A 22,019-nucleotide genomic window follows, 5' to 3' on the forward strand; every position below is an offset into this window, starting at 1 on the left:
CGCGTTCGGGCGCGCGGGCAAAAAAAAGCCGCTGCGCGGCGGCAGCGGCTCGTCCGGCCAGGCCTGCTTCGCGGCAGCGGACGCCATTGTAGCGCCCGTCGCCGCAAGGCCCGCGGCTTACTTCTTGTCGTGCAGGCTTTCGAGGTAGCGCTGCGCGTCGAGCGCGGCCATGCAGCCCGTGCCGGCGCTGGTGATCGCCTGGCGGTACACGTTGTCCTGCACGTCGCCCGCGGCGAACACGCCGGCGACGCTCGTCGACGTCGCGTTGCCGTGCAGCCCGCTCTTCGTCAGGATGTAGCCGTCCTTCATCTCGAGCTGGCCCTGGAACAGGTCGGTGTTCGGCTTGTGACCGATCGCGACGAACACGCCCTGCACGCTGAGGTCTTCCGTCGCGCCGGTCTTCACGTTCTTGATGCGCAGGCCCGTGACGCCCGAATCCTCGCCCGTCACTTCGTCGAGCACGTGATCCCACTTGATCACGACCGCGCCTTCCTTTTCCTTCTCCAGCAGACGGTCGATCAGGATCGGCTCCGCGCGGAACTTGTCGCGGCGGTGGATCACCGTGACCTTCTTCGCGATGCCGGTCAGGTAGAGCGCTTCCTCGACGGCCGTGTTGCCGCCGCCGATCACCGCCACTTCCTGGCCGCGATAGAAGAAGCCGTCGCAGGTCGCGCAGGCCGACACGCCCTTGCCCATGAACGCTTCCTCGGACGGCAGGCCGAGATACTGCGCGGACGCGCCGGTCGCGATGATCAGCGAATCGCACGTGTATTCGCCCGAGTCGCCGATCAGGCGGATCGGCTTCTCGTGCAGCTTCGCGGTGTGGATGTGGTCGAACACGATTTCGGTGTTGAAGCGCTCGGCGTGCTCGAGGAAGCGCGCCATCAGCTCCGGACCCTGCACGCCTTTCGCGTCGGCCGGCCAGTTTTCGACGTCGGTCGTGGTCATCAGCTGGCCGCCCTGCGCGATGCCGGTGATCAGCACCGGGGACAGGTTGGCGCGTGCCGCGTAGACGGCAGCCGTGTAGCCGGCGGGGCCGGAACCGAGAATCAGGACTTTGGCGTGTTTGGGCGTGGACATGTGCGAATCCGTAAAAGGCGGCCGGCGGGCGGGGTAGGGCTCGCCGTACGATCCGGGGTGACCGGGATGCCGTCATAGATGGGTATCAGACGCGCATTATAAAGGCCCCGTTGCTGCGCTGCCGAACGAGAGTTTCAATCGTCGCGATAGTCTCTCCCGGCGAAACGGCCGCGCACGCGGGGCGGGGCATGACGCCGGCTCGGGGGCGGCGCGGCAGCGGCGTCCGACGGCCGGCCACGAGCCCGACGCGGCCGATGCGGAGCATTTCCGCCGGACGAGCGGCACCCCGACCCCGTTATGTAACCGTCATTTACACTTGGCGGCCCGGTGCAGCGTTTACAATAAGCGGGATCGAACGACAGGCGGGCGCACGGCCCGTCCTCTTTATACGGATTCATGGCAAAAGCTCCTTATTCCGCCCAGGCACAGGCGTTGCCGCACCGGATGTCGAAGCTCCTCACGGAGATCCGCTGGATTCTCCAGGTCGCGCTCTGCGCCTTTCTGGTGATGGCCCTGCTGAGCTACAGCCGGCGCGATCCGAGCTGGACGCACGCCGCCCAGGTGGACCACATCTCGAACTGGGCCGGCCGCGTCGGCGCCTGGACGGCCGACATCATCCTGCTGCTGTTCGGCCTGTCGGCCTACTGGCTGATCGTGCCGCTCGCGCGGCGCATTGCCGTCAATTACCGCCGCATCACGCGCCACGAGGCGGTCGCGGACGAACCCGAGCGGCCGATCGGCTGGCTCACCGAAATCCTCGCGTTCGTGCTCGTCGTGCTGGCGTGCGACGGCATCGAGGCGCTGCGCATGTGGTCGCTGAAGGTGCAACTGCCGCGTGCGCCGGGCGGCGTCGTCGGCGAGGCCGTCGCGGGAGCGATGTCGCACGCGTTCGGTTTCACCGGCGGCACGCTGCTGCTGCTGATCGCGCTCGCGATCGGCCTGTCGCTGTATTTCCGCTTCTCGTGGCTGTCGGTCGCCGAGCGCGTCGGCGGCGCGATCCTGTCCGCCGTGAACGTCGCGAAGCTGCGCCGCGAGGCCGAGCGCGACCGCAAGCTCGGCGAGGCCGCGGCCGTACGCCGCGAAGGCAAGGTCGAGGAGGAGCGCGTGCGCATCGAGGATCACGAGCCCGTGACGATCGTGCCGCCGGTCGTCACGCCGGCGAAGTCCGAGCGCGTCGAGCGCGAGCGCCAGGTGCCGCTCTTCACCGACCTGCCGGGCGATTCGACGCTGCCGCCGGTGTCGCTGCTCGACCCCGCGCCGAAGGCGCAGGAGTCGATTTCCGCCGATACGCTCGAATTCACGTCGCGTCTGATCGAGAAGAAGCTGAAGGACTTCGGCGTCGAGGCGAGCGTCGTCGCCGCGTATCCGGGCCCGGTCGTCACGCGCTACGAGATCGAGCCGGCCACCGGCGTGAAGGGCAGCCAGATCGTCAATCTGGCGAAGGATCTCGCGCGCTCGCTGTCGCTCGTGTCGATCCGCGTCGTCGAGACGATTCCCGGCAAGAACTACATGGCGCTCGAGCTGCCGAACCAGCGCCGCCAGACGGTGCACCTGTCCGAGATCATCGGCTCCGAAGTCTATGCCGCCGCGTCGTCGGCGCTGACGCTGAGTCTCGGCAAGGACATCGGCGGCAAGCCGGTGTGCGCGGATCTCGCGAAGATGCCGCACCTGCTCGTTGCCGGCACGACCGGTTCCGGCAAGTCGGTCGGGATCAACGCGATGATCCTGTCGCTGCTGTACAAGGCGACGGCTGACCAGGTGCGCCTGATCCTGATCGACCCGAAGATGCTCGAAATGAGCGTCTACGAGGGCATTCCGCACCTGCTGTGCCCGGTCGTCACCGACATGCGCCAGGCCGGCCATGCACTGAACTGGACGGTCGCGGAGATGGAGCGCCGCTACAAGCTGATGAGCAAGCTCGGCGTGCGCAACCTGGCGGGCTACAACAACAAGATCGACGAGGCGGCGAAGCGCGAGGAAAAGCTGCCGAATCCGTTTAGCCTGACGCCGGAAGATCCGGAGCCGCTCGGTCGCCTGCCGAACATCGTCGTCGTCATCGACGAGCTGGCCGACCTGATGATGGTCGTCGGCAAGAAGGTCGAGGAACTGATTGCGCGGATCGCGCAGAAGGCGCGCGCGGCCGGCATCCACCTGATCCTGGCCACGCAGCGTCCGTCGGTCGACGTGATCACGGGTCTGATCAAGGCGAACGTGCCGACGCGGATCGCGTTCCAGGTGTCGTCGAAGATCGACTCGCGCACGATTCTCGACCAGATGGGCGCCGAATCGCTGCTCGGGATGGGCGACATGCTGTACCTGCCGCCCGGTAGCGGGTTGCCGGTGCGCGTGCACGGCGCGTTCGTCGGCGACGACGAAGTTCATCGCGTCGTCGAGAAGCTCAAGGAGCAGGGCGAGCCGAACTACGTCGAGGGTCTGCTCGAAGGCGGCACCGCCGACGGCGACGAGGGCTCGGCCGGCGCGGGAACCGGCGAAGGCGGCGGCGAGTCTGATCCGCTATACGACCAGGCGGTCGAGATCGTCATCAAGAACCGCCGTGCGTCGATCTCGCTCGTGCAGCGCCATCTGCGGATCGGCTATAACCGCGCGGCGCGTTTGCTCGAGCAGATGGAGCAGTCGGGGCTCGTATCGGCGATGTCGTCGAGCGGCAACCGCGAAATTCTTGTGCCGGCGCGCGACGCGGAATGAGTCCGCGGCGCCCGCAGCGCCGGCCATCCAAGGAGAAAACCGCAATATGCAGCAACATTCGTTCGCATTGTCCCTTCGTTCGACGCGACGCTGGCTCGGCGCGGCGCTCGCCGGCGCGTCGCTGATGCTCGCGGCCACGCACGCGTTCGCGGGCGGCACCGAGCAGCTGAAGGCTTTCGTGTCGCAGGTGCGTTCGGCGAAGGGCGACTTCACGCAACAGATCGTCAAGGCGCCGGCGAAGGGCGCGAGTGCTGCGCAGGCCGCGCCGAAGCCCACCGACAATTCGAGCGGCACGTTCGTGTTCGCGCGCCCGGGCAAGTTCATCTGGACGTACCAGAAGCCGTACCAGCAGGTGCTGCAGGCCGACGGCGACAAGCTTTACGTGTACGACCGCGACCTGAACCAGGTCACCGAGCGCAAGCTGAACGGCGCGCTGGGCGCGAGCCCCGCCGCGATCCTGTTCGGCAGCAACGATCTCGACAAGAGCTACACGCTGCGCGATGCCGGCGAGAAGGGCGGCATCGAGTGGCTCGAGATGCTGCCGAAGGCGCAGGACACGCAGTTCCAGCGGATCGGCATCGGCTTCAAGAATGGCACGCTCGCCGCGATGGAGCTGCACGACGTGTTCGGCAACGTCACGCTGCTGACCTTTACGAACATCCAGACGAATCCGCCGCTGAAGGGCGATACGTTCAAGTTCGTGGTACCGAAGGGCGCCGACGTGATTACCGGCTGACCGGCGCCGCGCGCCGCTTTTCCGCAACGGGCCTGCCGGCGACGGCAGGCCCGTGTTGTTTCGGGGCGCGGGCACCGGGCGCGTGCAACAGGCGCGTGCAACGGGCGCGTGCAACAGGCGCGGGCACCGGGCACGTGCACCGGGCACGTGCACCAGGCGCGGCGACGGCTTCGTGCGGCTGTCATAATGACGGGTCCGGCGGCCGGTTCGGCCGCCATCGTTTGATGTGGAGCGAGGGTTCATGTCCGACCTGTTTCAAGTCGAGCCGCGCCGCCCGCTCGCCGAGGCGCTGCGGCCGAAGACGCTCGCCGAGGTGATCGGCCAGACGCATTTGCTGGGCGAAGGCAAGCCGCTGCGGCTCGCGTTCGAATCGGGCAAGCCGCATTCGATGATTCTTTGGGGGCCGCCCGGTGTCGGCAAGACGACGCTCGCACGGCTCACCGCACTCGCGTTCGACTGCGAGTTCATCGCGCTGTCCGCGGTGCTCGGCGGCGTGAAGGACATCCGCGAGTCGATGGAGCAGGCGAAGGACACGCTGAACCGCACCGGCCGCCACACGATCCTGTTCGTCGACGAGATCCACCGCTTCAACAAGGGGCAGCAGGACGCGTTGCTGCCGTTCGTCGAGTCGGGGCTCGTGACCTTCATTGGAGCTACGACCGAGAACCCGAGCTTCGAGGTCAACTCGGCGTTGCTGTCGCGTGCGCAGGTGTACGTGCTGAAGTCGCTGAACGACGACGAGATGCGCCAGTTGCTCAAGCGCGCGCAGGACATCGCGCTCGACGGCCTTGCGTTCGACGACAAGGCGATCGATACGCTGGTCGGCTATGCGGACGGCGATGCGCGCCGTTTCCTGAACCTGCTCGAGCAGGCGCAGACGGCGGCCGCGTCGGCCGGCGTCGCGACGATCGATGCCGACTTCGTCAGCAGCGCGATGACGCTGAACGCACGGCGCTTCGACAAGGGCGGCGACAACTTCTACGACCAGATCTCGGCGCTGCACAAGTCGGTGCGCGGCTCGAGCCCGGACGGCGCGCTGTACTGGTTCTGCCGGATGATCGACGGGGGCGCCGATCCGAAGTATCTCGCGCGGCGGATCGTGCGGATGGCATGGGAAGACATCGGCCTCGCCGATCCGCGCGCGCTGCAGATGGCGAACGATGCGGCCGAGACGTATGAGCGGCTCGGCTCGCCGGAAGGCGAGCTCGCACTCGGGCAGGCGGTGATCTATCTCGCGTGCGCGGCGAAGAGCAACGCGGGCTACAACGCGTTCAACCAGGCGATGGCGTTCGTGAAGCAGGACAAGTCGCGCGAGGTACCCGTGCATCTGCGCAACGCGCCGACCAAGCTGATGAAGGAGCTCGGCTACGGCCACGCCTACCGTTACGCGCACGACGAGCCGAATGCGTATGCGGCCGGCGAGACGTACCTGCCGGACGGGATGCGCGAACCGCACTGGTACAAGCCGGTGCCGCGCGGGCTCGAATCGAAGATCGCCGACAAGCTCGCGTGGCTGCGCGAACTCGATCGCGAAGCCGGCAAGAAGGACTGACGAGTCGACGGTCGGCGCGGCCCGCGCCGGTGCCGTCGCGAACGCATCAGCGCTTGCGGGCCGGCTGCTTCTTCCAGTAGCCGAACGGCTCCTGATGGCACTCGATGTCGAGCTCGGTCACGCGGGCGTGCAGGCTCTGCTGCGCATCGGCGATCGCGAGGTTGTAGATCGCGGGCGCGATCTCCTCGACGAAGAAGTGCAGCAGCGCGCCGGCCTGGATATTGCCGATCGGCTCGTCCATGTTTTCCGTGAAATAGCGTTGCAGCGACGCGATCGCGCGGTCGCGTACGTCCTTGTCCAGTTCGATGGCCATCAGGTTCCTTGGGGTGGTGTGGCGGGCGGCAGGTGCGCCGTTCGATGCGCTGCTGCGCGCACGCACGGGTGTTTTGCGATCCGCGGCGCTTCGATGCCGCGCGACTCGACGGTGCCGAAGGGCGAACCGGCAATGCGATACTGCCACGGCCGTTGCACCGCGGTCATCGCCCATTTGCAGCATAGTCCGTCCGGCCAGTGCCGTGGCGGCCGCGCGGTGCGTTAGAATTCCCGTCTTACACAACGATTCTCCAAGTCCTCCCATGCTCGACATCCAGTTGCTGCGCAAAGACCTCGACGGCGTCGCCCAGCGCCTCGCCGATCGCGGCTACACCCTCGACATCGCCGCGTTCTCCGCCCTCGAAGCGGAACGCCGCGCGATCCAGACCCGCACCGAAGAGCTTCAGGCGCGCCGCAACAGCCTGTCGAAGCAGATCGGCGCGATGAAGGGCAAGGGCGAGGACACGTCGGCCGTGATGGCCGAGGTCGGCGGGATCGGCGACGAAATGAAGGCGTCGGAAGCCAAGCTCGGCGACATCCAGGCGCGCCTGTCCGACTTGCTGCTGGGCATGCCGAACATCGCGCACGAAAGCGTGCCGGTCGGCAAGGACGAAGCCGACAACGTCGAGGTGCGCCGCTGGGGCACGCCGCGCGCGTTCGACTTCGAGGTGAAGGATCACGTCGACGTCGGCACGCCGCTCGGTCTCGATTTCGAGACCGGCGCGAAGCTCGCCGGCGCGCGCTTCACGATGCTGCGCGGTTCGATTGCCCGTCTGCACCGTGCGCTCGCGCAGTTCATGATCGACACGCACACGCAGCAGCACGGCTACACCGAGGCGTATACGCCGTACATCGTGAACCCCGAGATCCTGTACGGTACGGGCCAACTGCCGAAGTTCGCGGACGACATGTTCCGCGTCGAGAAAGGCGGCGAGGAGAACAAGGTCACGCAGTACCTGATTTCCACGTCGGAAATCTCGCTGACGAACACCGTGCGCGAATCGATCGTCGACGCGGCCGCGCTGCCGATCAAGCTCACCGCGCATTCCCCGTGCTTCCGCTCCGAAGCCGGTTCGTACGGCCGCGACACGCGCGGGATGATTCGCCAGCACCAGTTCGACAAGGTCGAAATGGTGCAGGTCGTCGCGCCGGAAACGTCGTACGCGGCGCTCGACGAGATGGTCGGCCATGCGGAAGCGATTCTGCAGAAGCTCGGCCTGCCGTACCGCGTGATCACGCTGTGCACGGGCGACATGGGCTTCTCGGCCGCGAAGACGTTCGACCTCGAAGTGTGGCTGCCTGCGCAGAACACCTATCGCGAGATCTCCAGCTGCTCGAACACCGAGGCGTTCCAGGCGCGACGGATGCAGGCGCGTTTCCGCAACGCGCAGGGCAAGCCCGAGCTCGTGCATACGCTGAACGGTTCGGGTCTCGCGGTCGGCCGCACGCTCGTCGCGGTGCTGGAGAACTACCAGAACGCGGACGGCTCGGTCACGGTGCCGGAAGTGCTGCGTCCGTACATGGGCGGCATCGAGCGCATCGACGCGCCGGTGCAGGCGTCGTAAGCTCGCGTGCCTGCGGGCGCCTGCAGACCTCGCAAAAAATTTGCAAAAAGGGGCTTGCAGGCATCGAAGAGATCGTTCTATAATCTTTTCTTTCGCGGAAACGACCAAACGCGAAATGCAGTAAAGCAGCAAGGAAGGAGAGGTGGCAGAGTGGTCGAATGTACCTGACTCGAAATCAGGCGTACGGTTTCCCCGTACCGTGGGTTCGAATCCCACCCTCTCCGCCAAAATACGAAGCCCCTTGATCCGGAAGGATCAAGGGGCTTTTCGTTTTGGGTCTGCGGCGCGACGTGTCGCAGGCCGTTGCAGCGGCAACGGCTCGTGAAGCCGAGCTACAAGATCCCCGTCGCATTCGCCGTCGCTGCTGCCGATGTTCTGTGGCGCGCTATACGGTATCCCTACTCCCGACCGTTCGATCGATACGTTCGCCGCCGTCGCGCGGGCTCACGCCTGCCGCGACCCGTCTGCCGCGATCACGCAGCAGACGGATATTGCGCGAGCACCCGGGCGCGGATCGAAGGCTTGATGTTCGATTGCGCCATGTCGCCTCCGTAGTGCGCGACGACGCGCGGATTCATCACGCGATACCAGAGCGGCGGCACGTACGCGAACAGGATCATCGTCGCGTAGCCGGCCGGCAGTTGCGGCGAATCGTCGAAGTGGCGCAGCGCCTGGTACGAGCGCGTCGGATTCGCGTGATGGTCGGCGTGCCGCTGCAACTGGTACAGGAACAGGTTGGTGACGACGTGATTGCTGTTCCACGAATGCTGCGGCGTGCAGCGTTCGTAGCGGCCGCTCGGCAGCTTGCGGCGGCCGAGCCCGTAGTGCTCGACGTAGTTCACCACTTCGAGCAGCGACGCGCCGTAGACGGCCTGGATCACGAGGAACGGGATCACGACCTTGCCGGCCATCGCGATCGCGATGCCCCACACGACGACGGTCATCGCCCACGCGTGCAGCACCTCGTTGCGCCAGGTCCACGGCGAATGCCCGAGCCGTTCGAGGCGGGCCTTCTCGAGCCGCCACGCCGAGCGGATGCTGCCGGTCACGGTGCGCGGCAGGAACGCCCAGAACGATTCGCCATAGCGTGCGCTCGCCGGATCCTCGGCCGTCGCGACGCGGACGTGATGGCCGCGGTTGTGTTCGACGTAGAAGTGGCCATAGGCGACCGGCGCGAGCGTGATCTTCGCGAGCCAGCGCTCGAAGCGGTTGGTCTTGTGCCCGAGTTCGTGCGCGGTATTGATCGAGATGCCCGTCGCGGCGCCGAGCGACAGCGCGAAGCCGACGTAGTCGTACCACGCGAGCGCATGCGTGCCGACGATCCGTACGCACATGAAGAACGCGACGTATTCGACGAACGTCGCGATATAGACGATCAGCCGGTAATAGCGCTCCCGTTCGAGATGCGGCACGACGGCCTCGGGCGGATTGTCGCGATCGTCGCCGATCAGCGTGTCGAGGATCGGAATTACGCCGAACGCGAACAGCGGGCCGAACCACCAGAATACGTGCAGGCCCGTCGACAGCGCGAGCTGCGCGGCAAGGATCGGCAGCGTGATCGTCAACGCGCCGAGCAGCCACAGGTAACGCTTGCCATCCGACCAGCCCGAAGCCGGTCCGTCGGTCATTGCCATTGTCTCCCTCCTGCCGGCCGGCCGAAGGCGGCCGCCTGTACGGTTGTTCGAATTCTCGTTGGTCCGCGACGCACGTGCGGTTGCGCCGGATCGTCACCCGGTTCTGCCGTTATACGATCCACGCGCGCGCTTGCCAAACTCCGGCGCTAGGCGCGCGGCTCCAAACGGAAGGGGGCGTTCCGCGCAATCAGGGAAGGGCTCGCGCACGCTGATTGAAACATGCGCGTAACGTCGAATCGGCTCTCGTGAACGACGGCTTGGTCAGACGAATATCGCGTCGTGACGGGTACTGGCTTCGGCGCCACGGGGCCGCAACAAATGTTGCGACGCAATATGGGAGATGTGACGGGTACCCATCCCGCTTGCGTTCGGGTTACCAATATTACGGAGCATTACGCCTTCTGTGTTGAATGGCGCAGCGTCGAACCGGCGACTGCCTGATGTCGCAAGGCGATCGGCGCGATGCGTCGAACGAAGCCGTTTGGGCGGTCGTCCGCTCGCCTGCATCGCGTGGGCGATGCTGCACCTGCACACCGACCGGCCGCACGCCCGCTGCCGCCTTTCGATTCGCGCCGCCATTTGAAAATAACGATTTGACTCATGCCCCGCTTTCGGTTGAAGCTAGTAGCTTGCTGTCCGAAGGGGGCTGTGCCTGCATGAGTTCGACCTTGACCGTTCGTCGTATCGTTGCCGACCAGGGCGGCGTGTATCGCGAACTCCGCGCCGCATCGTTGCGTGAGCCCTATGCGCCCGGCGAAGCGCCGGAGGCCGAATTGCTGAACGTCGAAACGGACGCAGCGTCGGCGATTGCCGCGCAGCGCGCCGTGTCCGACGAATCGACGACTTTCCTGCTGTACACCGAGGGCCATCCGGCCGGCATGATCGGCGCCTATTTCGACAACACGCCCGATCGGCGTGCGTTCGTCAGCGAGCTGTGGGTCGCGCACGCGGTGCGTCATCTGCGCGGCGGCGTGCTGCTGCTGGAGACGGCCACCGCATGGCTCGCCGAGCGCGGCGCGAGCGACGTCTACGCATGGATCGCCGATGCGAACCGCAACGCGATCCGCTTCTACGAGCGCGCGGGTTTCGGCAACACCGGCGAACACGCGCCGATCGCACGGATGCCCGGCGCGATGAAATCGCTGTACGTGTCGCGGGTGAAGCACTGACCCCGCGTCGGAACGCGGGCCGCGCGGCGCGATGAAGGTCCGGCCCGCCTGCCTGCGCGCCAGCCGGTTGTGCAACCGCCCGGGCTGCCGCCACCCGGTTCCCCAAAAATAATGGCCGCGCGCGTGGACGCCTGTAAAATACGCAAAAAATTTTTGCAGAGTGTCCATGTCGCTTAAAAAATCGCCATTCTTCGAGCTGCGCAGCGGATCGGTCGATACGTTGCTGTTCACCGTGAAGACGACCGATCTCGATGCGTTGCGTACCGAACTGGTCAAGCGCTTCGAAGCGACTCCCGAGTTTTTCGCCGACGATGTCGTCGCGATCGACGTCCGCCGCCTGGCTGACGGCGAACGCGTCGCGCTCGCGGACATCCGCCAGATGTTGAACGACGTGCGGATGCGGCCGGTGGGTGTCGTCGCACTGGCCACGCAGGGCTGGGCGGGGGAAGCCGGCCTGCCGTTGCTGGAGGCGCGCGACCGCCGCGCGCCGGCCGCGAAACATACCGACGAAGCGGAACCGGCGGCTGTGCCAGCCGTCGAGCCCGCCGCCGCTGCGGCAGCCGCAGCGGTGCCCGAACAGTCGTCGGACGCCACGCCGACGCTCTCGCAGGCCGGCGGCCAGACGCTGGTGATCGACCGGCCGTTGCGTTCGGGGCAGCAGATTTACGCGAAAGGAGACCTCGTGGTGCTCGCGCCGGTCAGTCACGGTGCGGAAATCATCGCGGAAGGCAACATCCACATCTACGCGCCGTTGCGCGGCCGCGCACTCGCGGGCGTGCACGGCAATCACGACGCGCGCATTTTCTGCACGTGTCTGGAGCCGGAACTGATTTCGATCGCGGGTATCTATCGGACAACCGAGAACCCGCTGCCCGCTGAAGTTCTGGGCAAATCGGTGCAGATCCGGCTCGAAGAGGAAAAACTGATGATCGAACCGCTGCGCCTGACGTAACGACACGCGGTGCGCTCCGGATCGATCGGCTCTCATTGACGAACACAGGGTATTGGGTAAATGGCAAAAATCATCGTGGTGACCTCGGGCAAGGGCGGCGTGGGCAAGACGACGACGAGCGCGAGCTTCGCGTCCGGTCTCGCGCTGCGCGGCCACAAGACGGCCGTGATCGACTTCGACGTCGGCCTGCGCAACCTCGATCTCATCATGGGCTGCGAGCGCCGCGTGGTGTATGACCTCGTGAACGTGATCCAGGGCGAAGCGAACCTGAACCAGGCGCTGATCAAGGACAAGAAGTGCGAGAACCTGTTCATCCTGCCGGCGTCGCAGACGCGCGACAAGGATGCGCTGACCCGCGACGGCGTCGAGAAGGTGCTGAACGACCTCGTCGCGATGGACTTCGAATTCATCGTCTGCGATTCGCCGGCCGGTATCGAGGCGGGTGCGCTGCACGCGATGTACTTCGCGGACGAAGCGCTGATCGTCACGAACCCGGAAGTGTCGTCGGTGCGCGACTCGGACCGCATTCTCGGCATCCTGTCGTCGAAGACGAAGCGCGCGACCGAAGGCAAGGATCCGATCAAGGAGCATCTGCTGATCACGCGCTACAGCCCGAAGCGCGTGAGCGAAGGCGAGATGCTGTCGCTCGAGGACATCAGCGAGATCCTGCGCATCAAGCTGATCGGCGTGGTGCCCGAATCGGAAGCCGTGCTGCATGCGTCGAACCAGGGTCTGCCGGCCGTGCACATCGACGGCACCGACGTCGCTGAAGCGTACAAGGACGTCGTCTCGCGCTTCCTCGGCGAAGACAAGCCGCTGCGCTTCACCGATTACCAGAAGCCGGGCCTGCTGCAGCGCCTCTTCGGCAGCAAGTAACGGAGGCCGCTCATGTCCATCCTTTCGTTTCTCCTCGGCGAGAAGAAGAAGTCCGCATCGGTCGCGAAGGAGCGCCTGCAGCTCATCATCGCGCACGAGCGCGTCGGCGGCCGGCCGCCGGCCGATTACCTGCCGGCGCTGCAGAAGGAGCTGGTCGCGGTCATCTCGAAGTACGTCCAAATTTCGAACGATGACATCCGCGTGAGCCTCGAGCGCCAGGACGATCTCGAAGTCCTCGAAGTGAAGATCGAGATCCCGCAAGCCTGACCGTCGCAGTATCCCCCCGCACGGCGGCATTCGCCGCCGTGCGCGTCTTACGCCCTGTTGCACTTTCGGGCACGCCGTAACACGGCGTCTGTCGGCCGTTACCGCGCCTCCCGCATTGAACGAATACGCTCGCGTAACTTGTTCAACCTGGAGGTTGTGATGGCTGTCTCTACCGTTCAACGTCGTATCGTTTCGCTCGCGCTGTGTGCCGCGGGCCTGTCAGCCGTCGTCGCACCGCTCGCCGCGCATGCGGACGAGATTCTCGTCGGCACGCCCGTGATCGCGCCGCAGGGGCGTGTGGTCGTCGCCGAGCCGGTCGCCGTGCGTACCGAGGAAATCGTCGTCGTCGCGCCGAACGCGCCGCCGCCGGTGCGCTACGAGGTCGTGCCGGCCGCCCGCGTGGGCTACGTGTGGGACCGTGGGCACTGGCACTGGGAGCATGGCCGCTACGTGTGGATCGGCGGCCACTGGGAAGCCGAGCGCATCGGCATGCGATGGGTGCCGGGCCATTGGGACCAGCGCGGTCCGAACTGGTTCTGGACCCGTGGCCACTGGGCGTGACGGAGGCGGGCGATGAAAAGAACCGCAATCGCCATCGCGCTCGTCGCGATCACGCTGGCCGGCTGCATCGTCGTGCCGGCGCGGCCCGTGTATTACCGGCCGGCCCCCGTCGTGATCTACTGAGCGTCGCGCGGGCCGGGCTGCGCCGGGCCGTTCGTGTCGGCTGCAGCCGGCGCATCGTCGCGCGGCGCCGGTGCGTCAGCCGCGCCATCGACCGCGCCGTCGACAGGTACGGCGGCCGTCGCTTCGTTGCCGTCATCGCCTTCGTCGCGCAGCGTGTCGAGCGGATCGGCGGGCGCGGCGGCCGCATCCTGCGGCTCGGTGACGCCGGTTCCCATCGTCGTACTTGCCGCGGCTGCGGCAGCCGGTTCCGCGGCCGCGACGGGCGGCGCGAGATAGCGCTGGGCGAGCGATTCGTACAGCGGCGGCGCGAAGAAGCGCGATACGCGGCTCGACACCAGAGCGGTCGCCATCAGCGAAATCACGAGCGCGTGACCGTTGATCATCTCCATCACGATCACGAACGACGTGATCGGCGACTGCGTGACGGCCGCCATATAGCCGACCATCGCGAGCGCGATCAGCATCGGCAGGCTCATGTTGCTGAACACCCCATGCAGCAGGTTGCCGAACCCGGCGCCGATAGACAGCGACGGCGCGAAGATGCCGCCCGGGATGCCCGGCAGGTACGACGCGACCATCGATGCCATCTTCAGGAACGGATAGAACACCGACAGATGCTGGCTGCCGTCGAGCAGGCCGCGCGCTTCGGCATAGCCGCTGCCGAAAGTCGTGCCGCCCGATACGAGGCCGACGACGGCGATCGTGAAGCCGCACAGCGCGGCGAACGCGATCGGCCGCTCGCGATACAGGTCGAGCAGTCGCGCGGGCAGCCAGCGCCCCGTGTTGAGCAGCAGCCAGCAGAACAGGCCGCCCGCGATCCCCGTCACGATCGCGGTGACCAGCACGGCGAGCGCGAGCAGCTTCGGGAAATGGGGGCCGGCATCGATCGTGCCGAAATACGTGTAATTACCGTTCAGGCCGAGCGCGACGACGCCGGCGAGGATGATCGCGGTGATCAGCACCCCGCTGGCGCGCGCGGAGAAGCTGCGTGTCAGCTCCTCGATCGCGAACACGATCCCGGCGAGCGGCGTATTGAACGCGGCCGACAGCCCGGCCGCCGCGCCGGCCAGTACCAGCTGGCGTTCGATCTGCGCGTTCGAGCGCGGGTAGAAGCGCCGCAGATTGAACATCAGCGCCGCGCCGACCTGCACGGTCGGCCCTTCGCGGCCGATCGTGAAGCCGCCCAAAATGCCCAGGAACGACACCAGCACCTTGCCGAACAGGATGCGCAGCGTTAGCAGCCGGGCGCCGAACGCGCTCGGGCGTGCATGCAGCGTCGCGATCACCTGCGGGATGCCGCTGCCCTCGGCGCCGCGGAAGAAGCGGCGCGTGATCCATACCGACAGCGCGGCGATGGCCGGCGTCAGCAGCAGCGGCAGCCACGCGGCGTGATCGCGCATCGTGCGAAAGGTTTCGTAGCCCCAGTCGATCAGCCTCGCGTAGAGCACGGCCGCGAGGCCGACGACGATGGCGCCGAGCCAGAAAACGCCGTACTGGCGCCAGATTCTCAGCGAGCGGCGGGTGAGGGCGGGAAACAGGGCGGGAAGCGCGGGGCGTGGCATCGACGCTGGCCGGAAGGCAAAAATCGGATTATAAAAAGAACCGGATGCGAGCGGGGCGCGGCAATCATTCGCCGCCAAGATGCATTTTGTTGCAAAAGTAATTCTCGCGTAATGTTCGCGATGGGTAACCATCGTTAGCATGCCAAATTGGCAGGTCTATCCCCACATATCGTGAAACGTATCCTCATCGTGAAAGTGACGTCGCTCGGCGACGTCGTCCAGACGTTGCCCGTCGTCGCCGATCTGCATCGCGCCTTTCCCGGCGTCGTGGTCGACTGGGCGGTGGACGAATCGTGTGCGGAGGTCGTGCGCTGGCATCCGGGCGTCACCCATGTCCTGTGCGCGCCGCTGCGCCGGTTCAAGAAACTGCGCAATCGTGGCGACCTGAAGGCGATCTCGGCGTCGATCGGCGCGCTGCGCGCGCACCGCTACGATGCGGTGATCGACCTGCACGGCGTCTACAAGAGCGCGATCATATCGGCGCTGGCGCGCGCTGCGCGCCGCGTCGGCTACCAGACGCAGGATCTCGGCGAGACGGGCGCACGCTTCGTGTATTCGCATCGTTTCGGCCCGCGGCCGGACTGCGATGCGTGGCACGGGATGCGCGTGAGCGCGGGCGAGGCGCTCGGCTACGTGCCCGAGGGCGTCGCCACCTACGGCATCGTCCCGCCGCAGGACGTGAGCCTGCCGGCGGCCTTGGGCGATGACGCTCCGTTCATGCTGCTGTTCCATGCGACGTCCAACCCGGACAAGAAATGGCCGGCCGAGCACTGGGCCGCGCTCGCCACGCAGATGATGGCGCGCGGCGTGCGCGTGCTGTTGCCGTGGGGATCGGCGGCCGAGCACGACGATGCGCAGGACATCGCCGCGCGCGCGCCGGGCGCGGTCGTGCTGCCCGCGATGACGGTGCGCGAACTCGGCGCGGCGATCGGCCGGGCTGCGCTCGTGGTAGGGGTCGACACGGGGTTCGTGCACATGGCGCGTGCGCTGCAGCGGCCGGCCGTGATGATTTTCGTCGCGACGTCGCGGCACCATTGCGGGATCGGCGGCGCACCGAATGCGCTGTCGATCGGCGAGGCGGGCACGGTGCCGACGGTCGCGCAGGCACTGGATGCGATCGATGCGGTCGCCCCGGCCTACGGCGCGCAGCGCGCGCGGCTGACCGCCTGACGCGGCGCGGCGGGCGTCTCAGGCGAGCAGCGCCTCGACCGTGACGACGGCGGCGATCGCCGCGAGATTCGCCAGCAGCGCCTCGAACACGAGGCCGCGCCACGTCTTCGGCCGGAAGCGCAGCGCGAGCAGCAGTGCGCCACCCAGCGCGAGCGCAAGAATCAGGACGAGATCGGCATTGCCGAGGCGGATGTTCATGGCGGCGGCTCCTTCGGGGCGGGATCCCGGGCGCGCGCGGCGGCGCACCCAGGATCGAGTATAGGCAGCGCCGCCCACCGCACAACCCGGGTCGCCCCGGAGTGTCAGACGAGCGACGCGTCGCGCGTTTCGCGCATCAGCAGCACGCCGATCAGGCTGATGGCCGCCGCCACCGACACATAGCCGCCCACCCACGACAGCCCGCCGCGCGCCGCCAGCAACTGCGCGATATACGGCGCGATCGATGCGCCGAGGATCCCGCCGAGGTTGTACGCGACACCCGCGCCCGTATAGCGGACGTTGGTCGGGAACAGTTCCGGCAGCAGCGCGCCCATCGGCGCGAACGTCACGCCCATCAGGAACAGCTCGATCGTCAGGAACAGCGCGACGAGCGGCATCGAGCCGCTGCCGAGCAGCGGCTCCATCGCGAAACCCGACAGCAGCGCCGCGATCGCACCGACGACGAGCACCGGCTTGCGGCCGAAGCAGTCGGATGCCCACGCGGACAGCGGCGTCGCGAGCCCCATGAACACGACCGCGAAACACAGCAGGCCGAGGAAGCTCTGGCGCGGAATATGCAGCGCCGACACGCCGTACGACAGCGAGAACACCGTCGAGATGTAGAACAGCGTGTAGCAGACGACCATCGCGAGCGCACCGAGCAGCGTCGGCTGCCAGTGTTGCGTGACGAGCGTCGCGACCGGCACGCGCACGCGCTCGTTGCGATCGAGCGCGGCCTGGAACGCAGGCGTTTCGGTGATCTTGAGCCGGACGTACAGGCCGAGCGCGACGAGCACCGCGCTGACGAGGAACGGGATGCGCCAGCCCCAGCTGCGGAACTGCTCGTCGGACAGCGACAGCGCGAGCGCGAAGAACAGGCCGTTCGACATCAGGAAGCCGACCGAGGGCCCGAGCTGCGGGAACATCCCGAACCAGCCGCGCTTGCCCTGCGGCGCATGCTCGGTCGCGAGCAGCGCGGCGCCGCCCCATTCGCCGCCGAGGCCGATCCCCTGGCCGAAGCGCAGTACGCACAGCAGCACCGGCGCAAGCGCGCCGATCGTGTCATAGCCGGGCACGAAGCCGATTGCGGTGGTGGATACGCCCATCACGAGCAGTGACGCGACGAGCGTCGACTTGCGGCCGATGCGGTCGCCGAAGTGCCCGAACAGGAACGAGCCGATCGGGCGGGCGATGAACGCGATGCCGAACGTGACGAACGCGGACAGCGCCTGCGCGGTCGCGGAGCCGTGCGGGAAGAAGACCGGGCCGATGACGAGCGCGGCGGCCGTTGCGTACACGTAGAAATCGTAGAACTCGATCGCGGTGCCGATGAAACTCGCGAACACGATGCGCCGGTGGCTGACGGCGCCGGCCGAACCGGTTGCGTGTGCAACGGTCGGGGGGGATGCGGACATGGATGTCTCCGTTTTGTCGTTGGGGCGGTCGGCTGAGCGTGCGGTCGGGTAGGCAGACGCCTGTCGCGGGCAGCCGAGCGAATGATGCGGATGACGCGGTGGCGGCGTGAGCGCGCGCCGTGGCGCGGACGTCACCCGCCGGTCGACGATGGAGACGGGTACGTCGCCGCCGCCCGATGCCGGCATGGTCGGCTCGCATGCCGGGTGCGGCGCGCGAACGTGCGCGCGGCGTGATGGCCGCGCGATTGCGGAAAATTATAGCCAGCGCGGCCGCGCACCGGCAATCGCGCGGCGGCGGCCGGTCAGTCGATCGATTGCGCCTGCGCCGATGCGGTGCTTTGCAACTGGAAGTGGCCGTCGTCGTTGAACAGCCAGCCTTCCATCAATTCGAGCCGGCCGTTGCCGTCGAGCAGTCGCGACGGGGGCGGCGGCAGCGGCGCCGAGCGGCGCAGTGACGCGAGCGCGAGCGCTTCCGCCTCGCTGTCGCCGTTGCTGCGGTAGACGGACGCGTTGACGAGCCGGCCGCTGCCGTCGACGGTGAAGGCCACGACGACGAGCGAGCGGAGCATCGCCTGAGGTGTGCCGTGCAGCATGCCGGACGGATTGCGTTCGGCGACACGCTGCGCGACTTCGACGCGGTACTGATCGAGGCTGCCGCTGCGGGTGATCGACGGAATCGTCAGGACCGAGCGCAACGACGGAGGCGGCGTGATCGTACACGCCGCGAGCAGGGCGACGGCGGCCAGTGCAACTGCGTGCAGCCGGTCGACGCGCGGACGGGGAAGGGGGCGCATGGGAGGCTAGCCGGAAGTGACTATAAAAAAATGATAGGCGCACGGACGCAAGCCGATATCGGGAGAAACGCATAACGGGCGATACCGGATGTCGCTATCGTTGATGACGACGAGGGCGCGCGCCCGCGCATCGCGTTGTGACGTGACATGTGACGGCATGCTCGCACGGCATACGGAACGAGCGCATCGCAGCATGCGTGATGCAAGCCTGCAAGAAAGACAGACACGCGTGCGGTACGTCAGCCGGTGGCGACGATCCGGCCGGCCCCGGCGATTGCTGCGGGTAGCGCCGCTGCCTGCGCCTGCGCAATCTGCGACGCATGCTGCCCGGTTCAGAAGCCGTGCGTGACGAGCGACAGGATCGACAGGTCGGGGTGCGTGCCGTCGATGATGCTCTTGCCGATGTGCACGGCTTCGTGGACGGCTTCGTCGAGACTCGCGAAGCTTTCCTCGCCGTCCGCATGGAACGGCACCGCGTGGCCGGGCAAGGCGGGATTCGCGCCCGGATGGCACACGTAGCCGGTGTAGGTGAAGCGCGTGTCGCTGCCGGGCGCGGCGGCCGGCACGACATGGATCTCGAAGCCTTCGTAATCGACGGATTCCGTCGGGGTCGACAGTTCGGTCATGGCGATCTCCGTGTACCGCACGCAGGGGTGGCGCGCGCGGCATCGAGTACGCGGCGGCGGTCGTGTCGCCGTGATGATCGAATTCTAGGTGATCGGGCGGCCGGCGGGGAGGCTGCCGGCGCGGTGCGGCGCGACGACGGGCCGATTCGACGAGCGCGTTCGCGCGCGGCGCCGCATCATGGCTTGCAGCGCGCGTCCTTGCGCTGCACGACGATGATCACCGGGTATTTCTGGCCGTGATCGAGTTCCACGCGTGCGACGACGGTCAGCGTCGCCGGATCGGAATCGTCGTACACGCTGACCTGTTCGTTCCGGAGGTAGGTCACGCCGGTGCAGTTCGACGTGCGTCCGTCGTCGCCCACCTTGCACTGGAGGTCGTTGTCCTTCAGGTAGTTGTAGGGCGACGGGCTCGCGAGATATTCGCTCAGGCCGCGCGGCGAACCGCCGACGCCGGTCACGTTTGCGATCGCGCAAGACGCTTGCGCGTCGCTGCCGGCGGCGGTGTCGGCCGTTGCCTGCGTGCTGACGGCAACCAGCAGCGCGGCGAGCGACGAGACGATGAAGGGCTTCATGACGTGGTTTCCCGTTTCGCGGATCGGAGCGCCGGATTGTAACGGCATCCGGCGCGACGCGTCGCGACGACGGGGAAGGGTGTGGGCGGACAACAAAAAACCCCGTCATTCGGCGAATGGACGGGGCTTGGCGAACTTCCTGGCGGAAGCGGTGAGATTCGAACTCACGGACAGTTTCCCGTCGCCGGTTTTCAAGACCGGTGCCTTAAACCGCTCGGCCACGCTTCCACGAGGCGGCATTGTAACCGAAATGCCGCCATGTTCATTCCTTCAATCGTCGCGCAGGAACAATTCCTGCAGGTCGTTGAGGAAACGCTGGCCGAGCGGCGTCGGCGCGATCTGCGCGAAATCGCGCGCGATCAGCCCGCGCCGTTCCGCTTCCTGCAGCGCGGGCTCGATCGTGCTCATCGGCAGGCCCGTGCGTTCGGCTAAGCTGTGCACCGGGAAGCCTTCGACGAGCCGCAGCGTATTCAGCATGAATTCGAACGGCAGGTCGCGCGCGCCGACTTCGCGCTCTTCCTGTACGGCCGTGCCGGCCATCGCCTGCTCGATGAACGTCGCCGGATGCTTGTAGCGTGCCTGCCGCAGAATCCGGTTCGGGAACGACAGCTTCGTGTGGGCGCCCGCACCGATCCCGAGATAGTCGCCGAAGCGCCAGTAGTTCAGGTTGTGCTTGCACTGATGATTCGGTTTCGCATACGCGGACACTTCGTAGCGCCCGTAGCCGGCTTCGGCCGTGCGCGCATGAATCCATTCCTGCATGTCGGCCGATGCGTCGTCGTCGGGCACCACCGGCGGAAACTTCGCGAACAGCGTGTTCGGCTCGAGCGTCAGGTGATACAGCGACAGATGCGGCGGCGCGTACGACAGCGCGGTCTCGATGTCGGTGCGGCATTCGTCGAGCGTCTGGTTCGGCAGCGCGAACATCAGGTCGAGGTTGAAGTTGTCGAAGTTCTTCGCGGCGATCTCGACGGCCGCGCGTGCTTGCGCGGTGTCGTGAATCCGGCCGAGCGCCTTCAGGTGCGTTTCGTTGAAGCTCTGAATGCCGACCGACAGGCGATTCACGCCGCTCGCGCGGAACTGCGCGAACTTCGCGGCCTCGAACGTGCCCGGATTCGCCTCGAGCGTGATTTCGGCATCGGCGTCGAGCGGCAGGAGCGCGCGCACGTCGGACAGCAGCCGGTCGAGGCCGGCCGCCGACAGCAGGCTCGGCGTGCCGCCGCCGATGAACACCGTATGCACCTGCCGACCCCACACGAGCGGCAGCGCCTGCTCGAGATCGGCGCGCACGGCGTCGAGATACTCGGTTTCCGGAAACCGTTCGCCTTTCCATTCGTGCGAGTTGAAATCGCAGTACGGGCACTTGCGCACGCACCACGGAAAATGCACGTACAACGCAAGCGGCGGCAGCGACGTGAGCCGCACCTGGCCTGGCGACGTGAAGGTCGCGACGACGCGCGCGCCGGTGTCCGCAGCCTGGCTCATGCGGCCTCCGGCGGCAAATCGATGGCGGGGACGTTCATGCCTGTTCCTCTGCGAGGCGCGCGAGCAGCGCCTTCAGCGCGAGTGCGCGATGGCTGTGCGTGTTCTTCACGGCCGGCTCGAGTTCGGCGGCCGTCGCGCCGAGCGCCGGCACGTAGAAATACGGGTCGTAGCCGAATCCGTGCTTACCGCGCGGCGTATCGACGATCTCGCCCGTCCAGCGCCCTTCGGCGAACAGCGGTTCCGGATCGTCCGCATGGCGCACCAGCGCGAGCACGCAGCAATAGTATGCGCGCCGGTCGTCGACGTCGTGCAACTGCTCGACGAGATACGCGTTGTTCGCCGCGTCGCCCTTGTCGCGGCCCGCGCGCTGCGCGTAGCGCGCCGAATAGACGCCCGGCGCGCCGCGCAGCACGCGCACGCACAGGCCCGAATCGTCGGCGATCGCCGGCAGCCCGGTGAGCCGCGACGCGTGGCGCGCCTTCGTCAGCGCGTTCTCGATGAACGTGCCGAACGGCTCCTCCGCCTCGGGCACCGCGAGGTCGCCCTGCGGGACGATTTCGATGCCGACCGTCGAGAACAGCGCGGTGAATTCGCGCAGCTTGCCGGGGTTGTTCGACGCAAGAACGATGCGCGACAGCGGCGCGATGGTGTGGTCGTCCTGCAT

At 66.9% G+C, this 22,019-nt stretch carries 21 protein-coding genes and 2 tRNA genes; 11 read left to right on the top strand and 12 right to left on the bottom strand.

Going from position 1 to position 22,019, the window contains the following annotated elements; genetic code table 11:
* Positions 1 to 117: 117 nt before the first annotated feature.
* Positions 118 to 1,080: a thioredoxin-disulfide reductase gene (gene trxB, locus WJ16_RS04490; RefSeq protein ID WP_069256024.1), complete on the bottom strand. Its 963-nt coding sequence runs from the start codon at positions 1,078 to 1,080 to the stop codon at positions 118 to 120.
* Positions 1,081 to 1,476: 396 nt separating this feature from the next.
* Here trxB and WJ16_RS04495 point away from each other — a divergent pair, with 396 nt between their 5' ends.
* From WJ16_RS04495 to WJ16_RS04505, 3 genes are all read left to right on the top strand, one after another.
* Positions 1,477 to 3,786: a DNA translocase FtsK gene (locus tag WJ16_RS04495; RefSeq protein WP_069256025.1), complete on the top strand. Its 2,310-nt coding sequence runs from the start codon at positions 1,477 to 1,479 to the stop codon at positions 3,784 to 3,786.
* A gap of 46 nt (positions 3,787 to 3,832) precedes the next feature.
* On the top strand, positions 3,833 to 4,522 hold the full coding sequence (gene lolA, locus WJ16_RS04500) for an outer membrane lipoprotein chaperone LolA (protein WP_069256026.1): 690 nt from the start codon (positions 3,833 to 3,835) through the stop codon (positions 4,520 to 4,522).
* Positions 4,523 to 4,763: 241 nt separating this feature from the next.
* On the top strand, positions 4,764 to 6,074 hold the full coding sequence (locus WJ16_RS04505; protein ID WP_069256027.1) for a replication-associated recombination protein A: 1,311 nt from the start codon (positions 4,764 to 4,766) through the stop codon (positions 6,072 to 6,074).
* A 46-nt stretch (positions 6,075 to 6,120) separates the two neighbouring features.
* On the opposite strand, the gene WJ16_RS04510 is transcribed toward WJ16_RS04505, so the two are convergent.
* Positions 6,121 to 6,387, bottom strand: a complete 267-nt coding sequence (locus WJ16_RS04510) for a DUF2164 domain-containing protein (protein WP_011351259.1) — start codon at positions 6,385 to 6,387, stop codon at positions 6,121 to 6,123.
* A gap of 262 nt (positions 6,388 to 6,649) precedes the next feature.
* On the opposite strand from WJ16_RS04510, the gene serS reads away from it, so the two are divergent.
* Both serS and WJ16_RS04520 read left to right on the top strand, forming a co-directional pair.
* On the top strand, positions 6,650 to 7,951 hold the full coding sequence (gene serS / locus WJ16_RS04515; protein ID WP_069256028.1) for a serine--tRNA ligase: 1,302 nt from the start codon (positions 6,650 to 6,652) through the stop codon (positions 7,949 to 7,951).
* Positions 7,952 to 8,087: 136 nt separating this feature from the next.
* Positions 8,088 to 8,178: transfer RNA gene (locus tag WJ16_RS04520), tRNA-Ser, on the top strand.
* Between the two features lie 246 nt (positions 8,179 to 8,424).
* Here WJ16_RS04520 and WJ16_RS04525 read toward each other — a convergent pair.
* The gene (locus WJ16_RS04525; protein WP_069256029.1) at positions 8,425 to 9,585 is read right to left on the bottom strand and encodes an alkane 1-monooxygenase; all 1,161 of its coding nucleotides are present in this window, start codon (positions 9,583 to 9,585) and stop codon (positions 8,425 to 8,427) included.
* Positions 9,586 to 10,025: 440 nt separating this feature from the next.
* Between WJ16_RS04525 and WJ16_RS04530 the strand changes: the two genes are divergently transcribed.
* The 5 genes from WJ16_RS04530 to WJ16_RS04550 all read left to right on the top strand — a co-directional run bounded on the left by WJ16_RS04530 (position 10,026) and on the right by WJ16_RS04550 (position 13,410).
* Positions 10,026 to 10,754 (top strand): GNAT family N-acetyltransferase, encoded by a 729-nt coding sequence (locus WJ16_RS04530; protein WP_236858182.1) that lies wholly within the window; start codon positions 10,026 to 10,028, stop codon positions 10,752 to 10,754.
* Positions 10,755 to 10,920: 166 nt separating this feature from the next.
* On the top strand, positions 10,921 to 11,706 hold the full coding sequence (minC, locus tag WJ16_RS04535) for a septum site-determining protein MinC (RefSeq protein WP_069256031.1): 786 nt from the start codon (positions 10,921 to 10,923) through the stop codon (positions 11,704 to 11,706).
* Between the two features lie 60 nt (positions 11,707 to 11,766).
* Complete coding sequence (minD, locus tag WJ16_RS04540; protein ID WP_059235599.1) at positions 11,767 to 12,582, top strand: septum site-determining protein MinD; 816 nt, start codon at positions 11,767 to 11,769, stop codon at positions 12,580 to 12,582.
* 12 nt (positions 12,583 to 12,594) lie between these two features.
* Positions 12,595 to 12,849 carry a cell division topological specificity factor MinE gene (gene minE, locus WJ16_RS04545; RefSeq protein WP_006400798.1) on the top strand — a complete coding sequence of 85 codons (255 nt, stop codon included), beginning with the start codon at positions 12,595 to 12,597 and terminating at the stop codon, positions 12,847 to 12,849.
* Between the two features lie 159 nt (positions 12,850 to 13,008).
* A complete protein-coding gene (locus WJ16_RS04550) occupies positions 13,009 to 13,410 on the top strand; it encodes a YXWGXW repeat-containing protein (protein WP_069256032.1) in 402 nt (133 codons plus the stop codon).
* A 116-nt stretch (positions 13,411 to 13,526) separates the two neighbouring features.
* Here the strand turns inward: WJ16_RS04550 and WJ16_RS04555 are convergent, their stop codons facing one another.
* Positions 13,527 to 15,095: a chloride channel protein gene (locus tag WJ16_RS04555; protein WP_069256033.1), complete on the bottom strand. Its 1,569-nt coding sequence runs from the start codon at positions 15,093 to 15,095 to the stop codon at positions 13,527 to 13,529.
* A gap of 171 nt (positions 15,096 to 15,266) precedes the next feature.
* Between WJ16_RS04555 and waaC the strand changes: the two genes are divergently transcribed.
* Positions 15,267 to 16,265, top strand: a complete 999-nt coding sequence (waaC, locus tag WJ16_RS04560) for a lipopolysaccharide heptosyltransferase I (protein ID WP_069256034.1) — start codon at positions 15,267 to 15,269, stop codon at positions 16,263 to 16,265.
* A gap of 18 nt (positions 16,266 to 16,283) precedes the next feature.
* On the opposite strand, the gene WJ16_RS04565 is transcribed toward waaC, so the two are convergent.
* The 8 genes from WJ16_RS04565 to rdgB all read right to left on the bottom strand — a co-directional run bounded on the left by WJ16_RS04565 (position 16,284) and on the right by rdgB (position 22,019).
* A complete protein-coding gene (locus WJ16_RS04565; protein WP_021164136.1) occupies positions 16,284 to 16,463 on the bottom strand; it encodes a hypothetical protein in 180 nt (59 codons plus the stop codon).
* Between the two features lie 104 nt (positions 16,464 to 16,567).
* Positions 16,568 to 17,878, bottom strand: a complete 1,311-nt coding sequence (locus WJ16_RS04570) for an MFS transporter (RefSeq protein WP_069256035.1) — start codon at positions 17,876 to 17,878, stop codon at positions 16,568 to 16,570.
* A 302-nt stretch (positions 17,879 to 18,180) separates the two neighbouring features.
* The gene (locus tag WJ16_RS04575) at positions 18,181 to 18,672 is read right to left on the bottom strand and encodes an energy transducer TonB family protein (protein WP_069256036.1); all 492 of its coding nucleotides are present in this window, start codon (positions 18,670 to 18,672) and stop codon (positions 18,181 to 18,183) included.
* 332 nt (positions 18,673 to 19,004) lie between these two features.
* Complete coding sequence (locus WJ16_RS04580; RefSeq protein ID WP_069256037.1) at positions 19,005 to 19,298, bottom strand: hypothetical protein; 294 nt, start codon at positions 19,296 to 19,298, stop codon at positions 19,005 to 19,007.
* Positions 19,299 to 19,474: 176 nt separating this feature from the next.
* A complete protein-coding gene (locus WJ16_RS04585) occupies positions 19,475 to 19,870 on the bottom strand; it encodes a hypothetical protein (RefSeq protein ID WP_069256038.1) in 396 nt (131 codons plus the stop codon).
* 140 nt (positions 19,871 to 20,010) lie between these two features.
* A tRNA-Ser gene (locus WJ16_RS04590) sits at positions 20,011 to 20,098 on the bottom strand.
* A gap of 42 nt (positions 20,099 to 20,140) precedes the next feature.
* A complete protein-coding gene (hemW, locus tag WJ16_RS04595) occupies positions 20,141 to 21,355 on the bottom strand; it encodes a radical SAM family heme chaperone HemW (RefSeq protein ID WP_069256039.1) in 1,215 nt (404 codons plus the stop codon).
* A 34-nt stretch (positions 21,356 to 21,389) separates the two neighbouring features.
* Positions 21,390 to 22,019: an RdgB/HAM1 family non-canonical purine NTP pyrophosphatase gene (gene rdgB / locus WJ16_RS04600; protein WP_069256040.1), complete on the bottom strand. Its 630-nt coding sequence runs from the start codon at positions 22,017 to 22,019 to the stop codon at positions 21,390 to 21,392.

This window comes from Burkholderia metallica, from assembly GCF_001718555.1.
Classification (GTDB): domain Bacteria; phylum Pseudomonadota; class Gammaproteobacteria; order Burkholderiales; family Burkholderiaceae; genus Burkholderia; species Burkholderia metallica.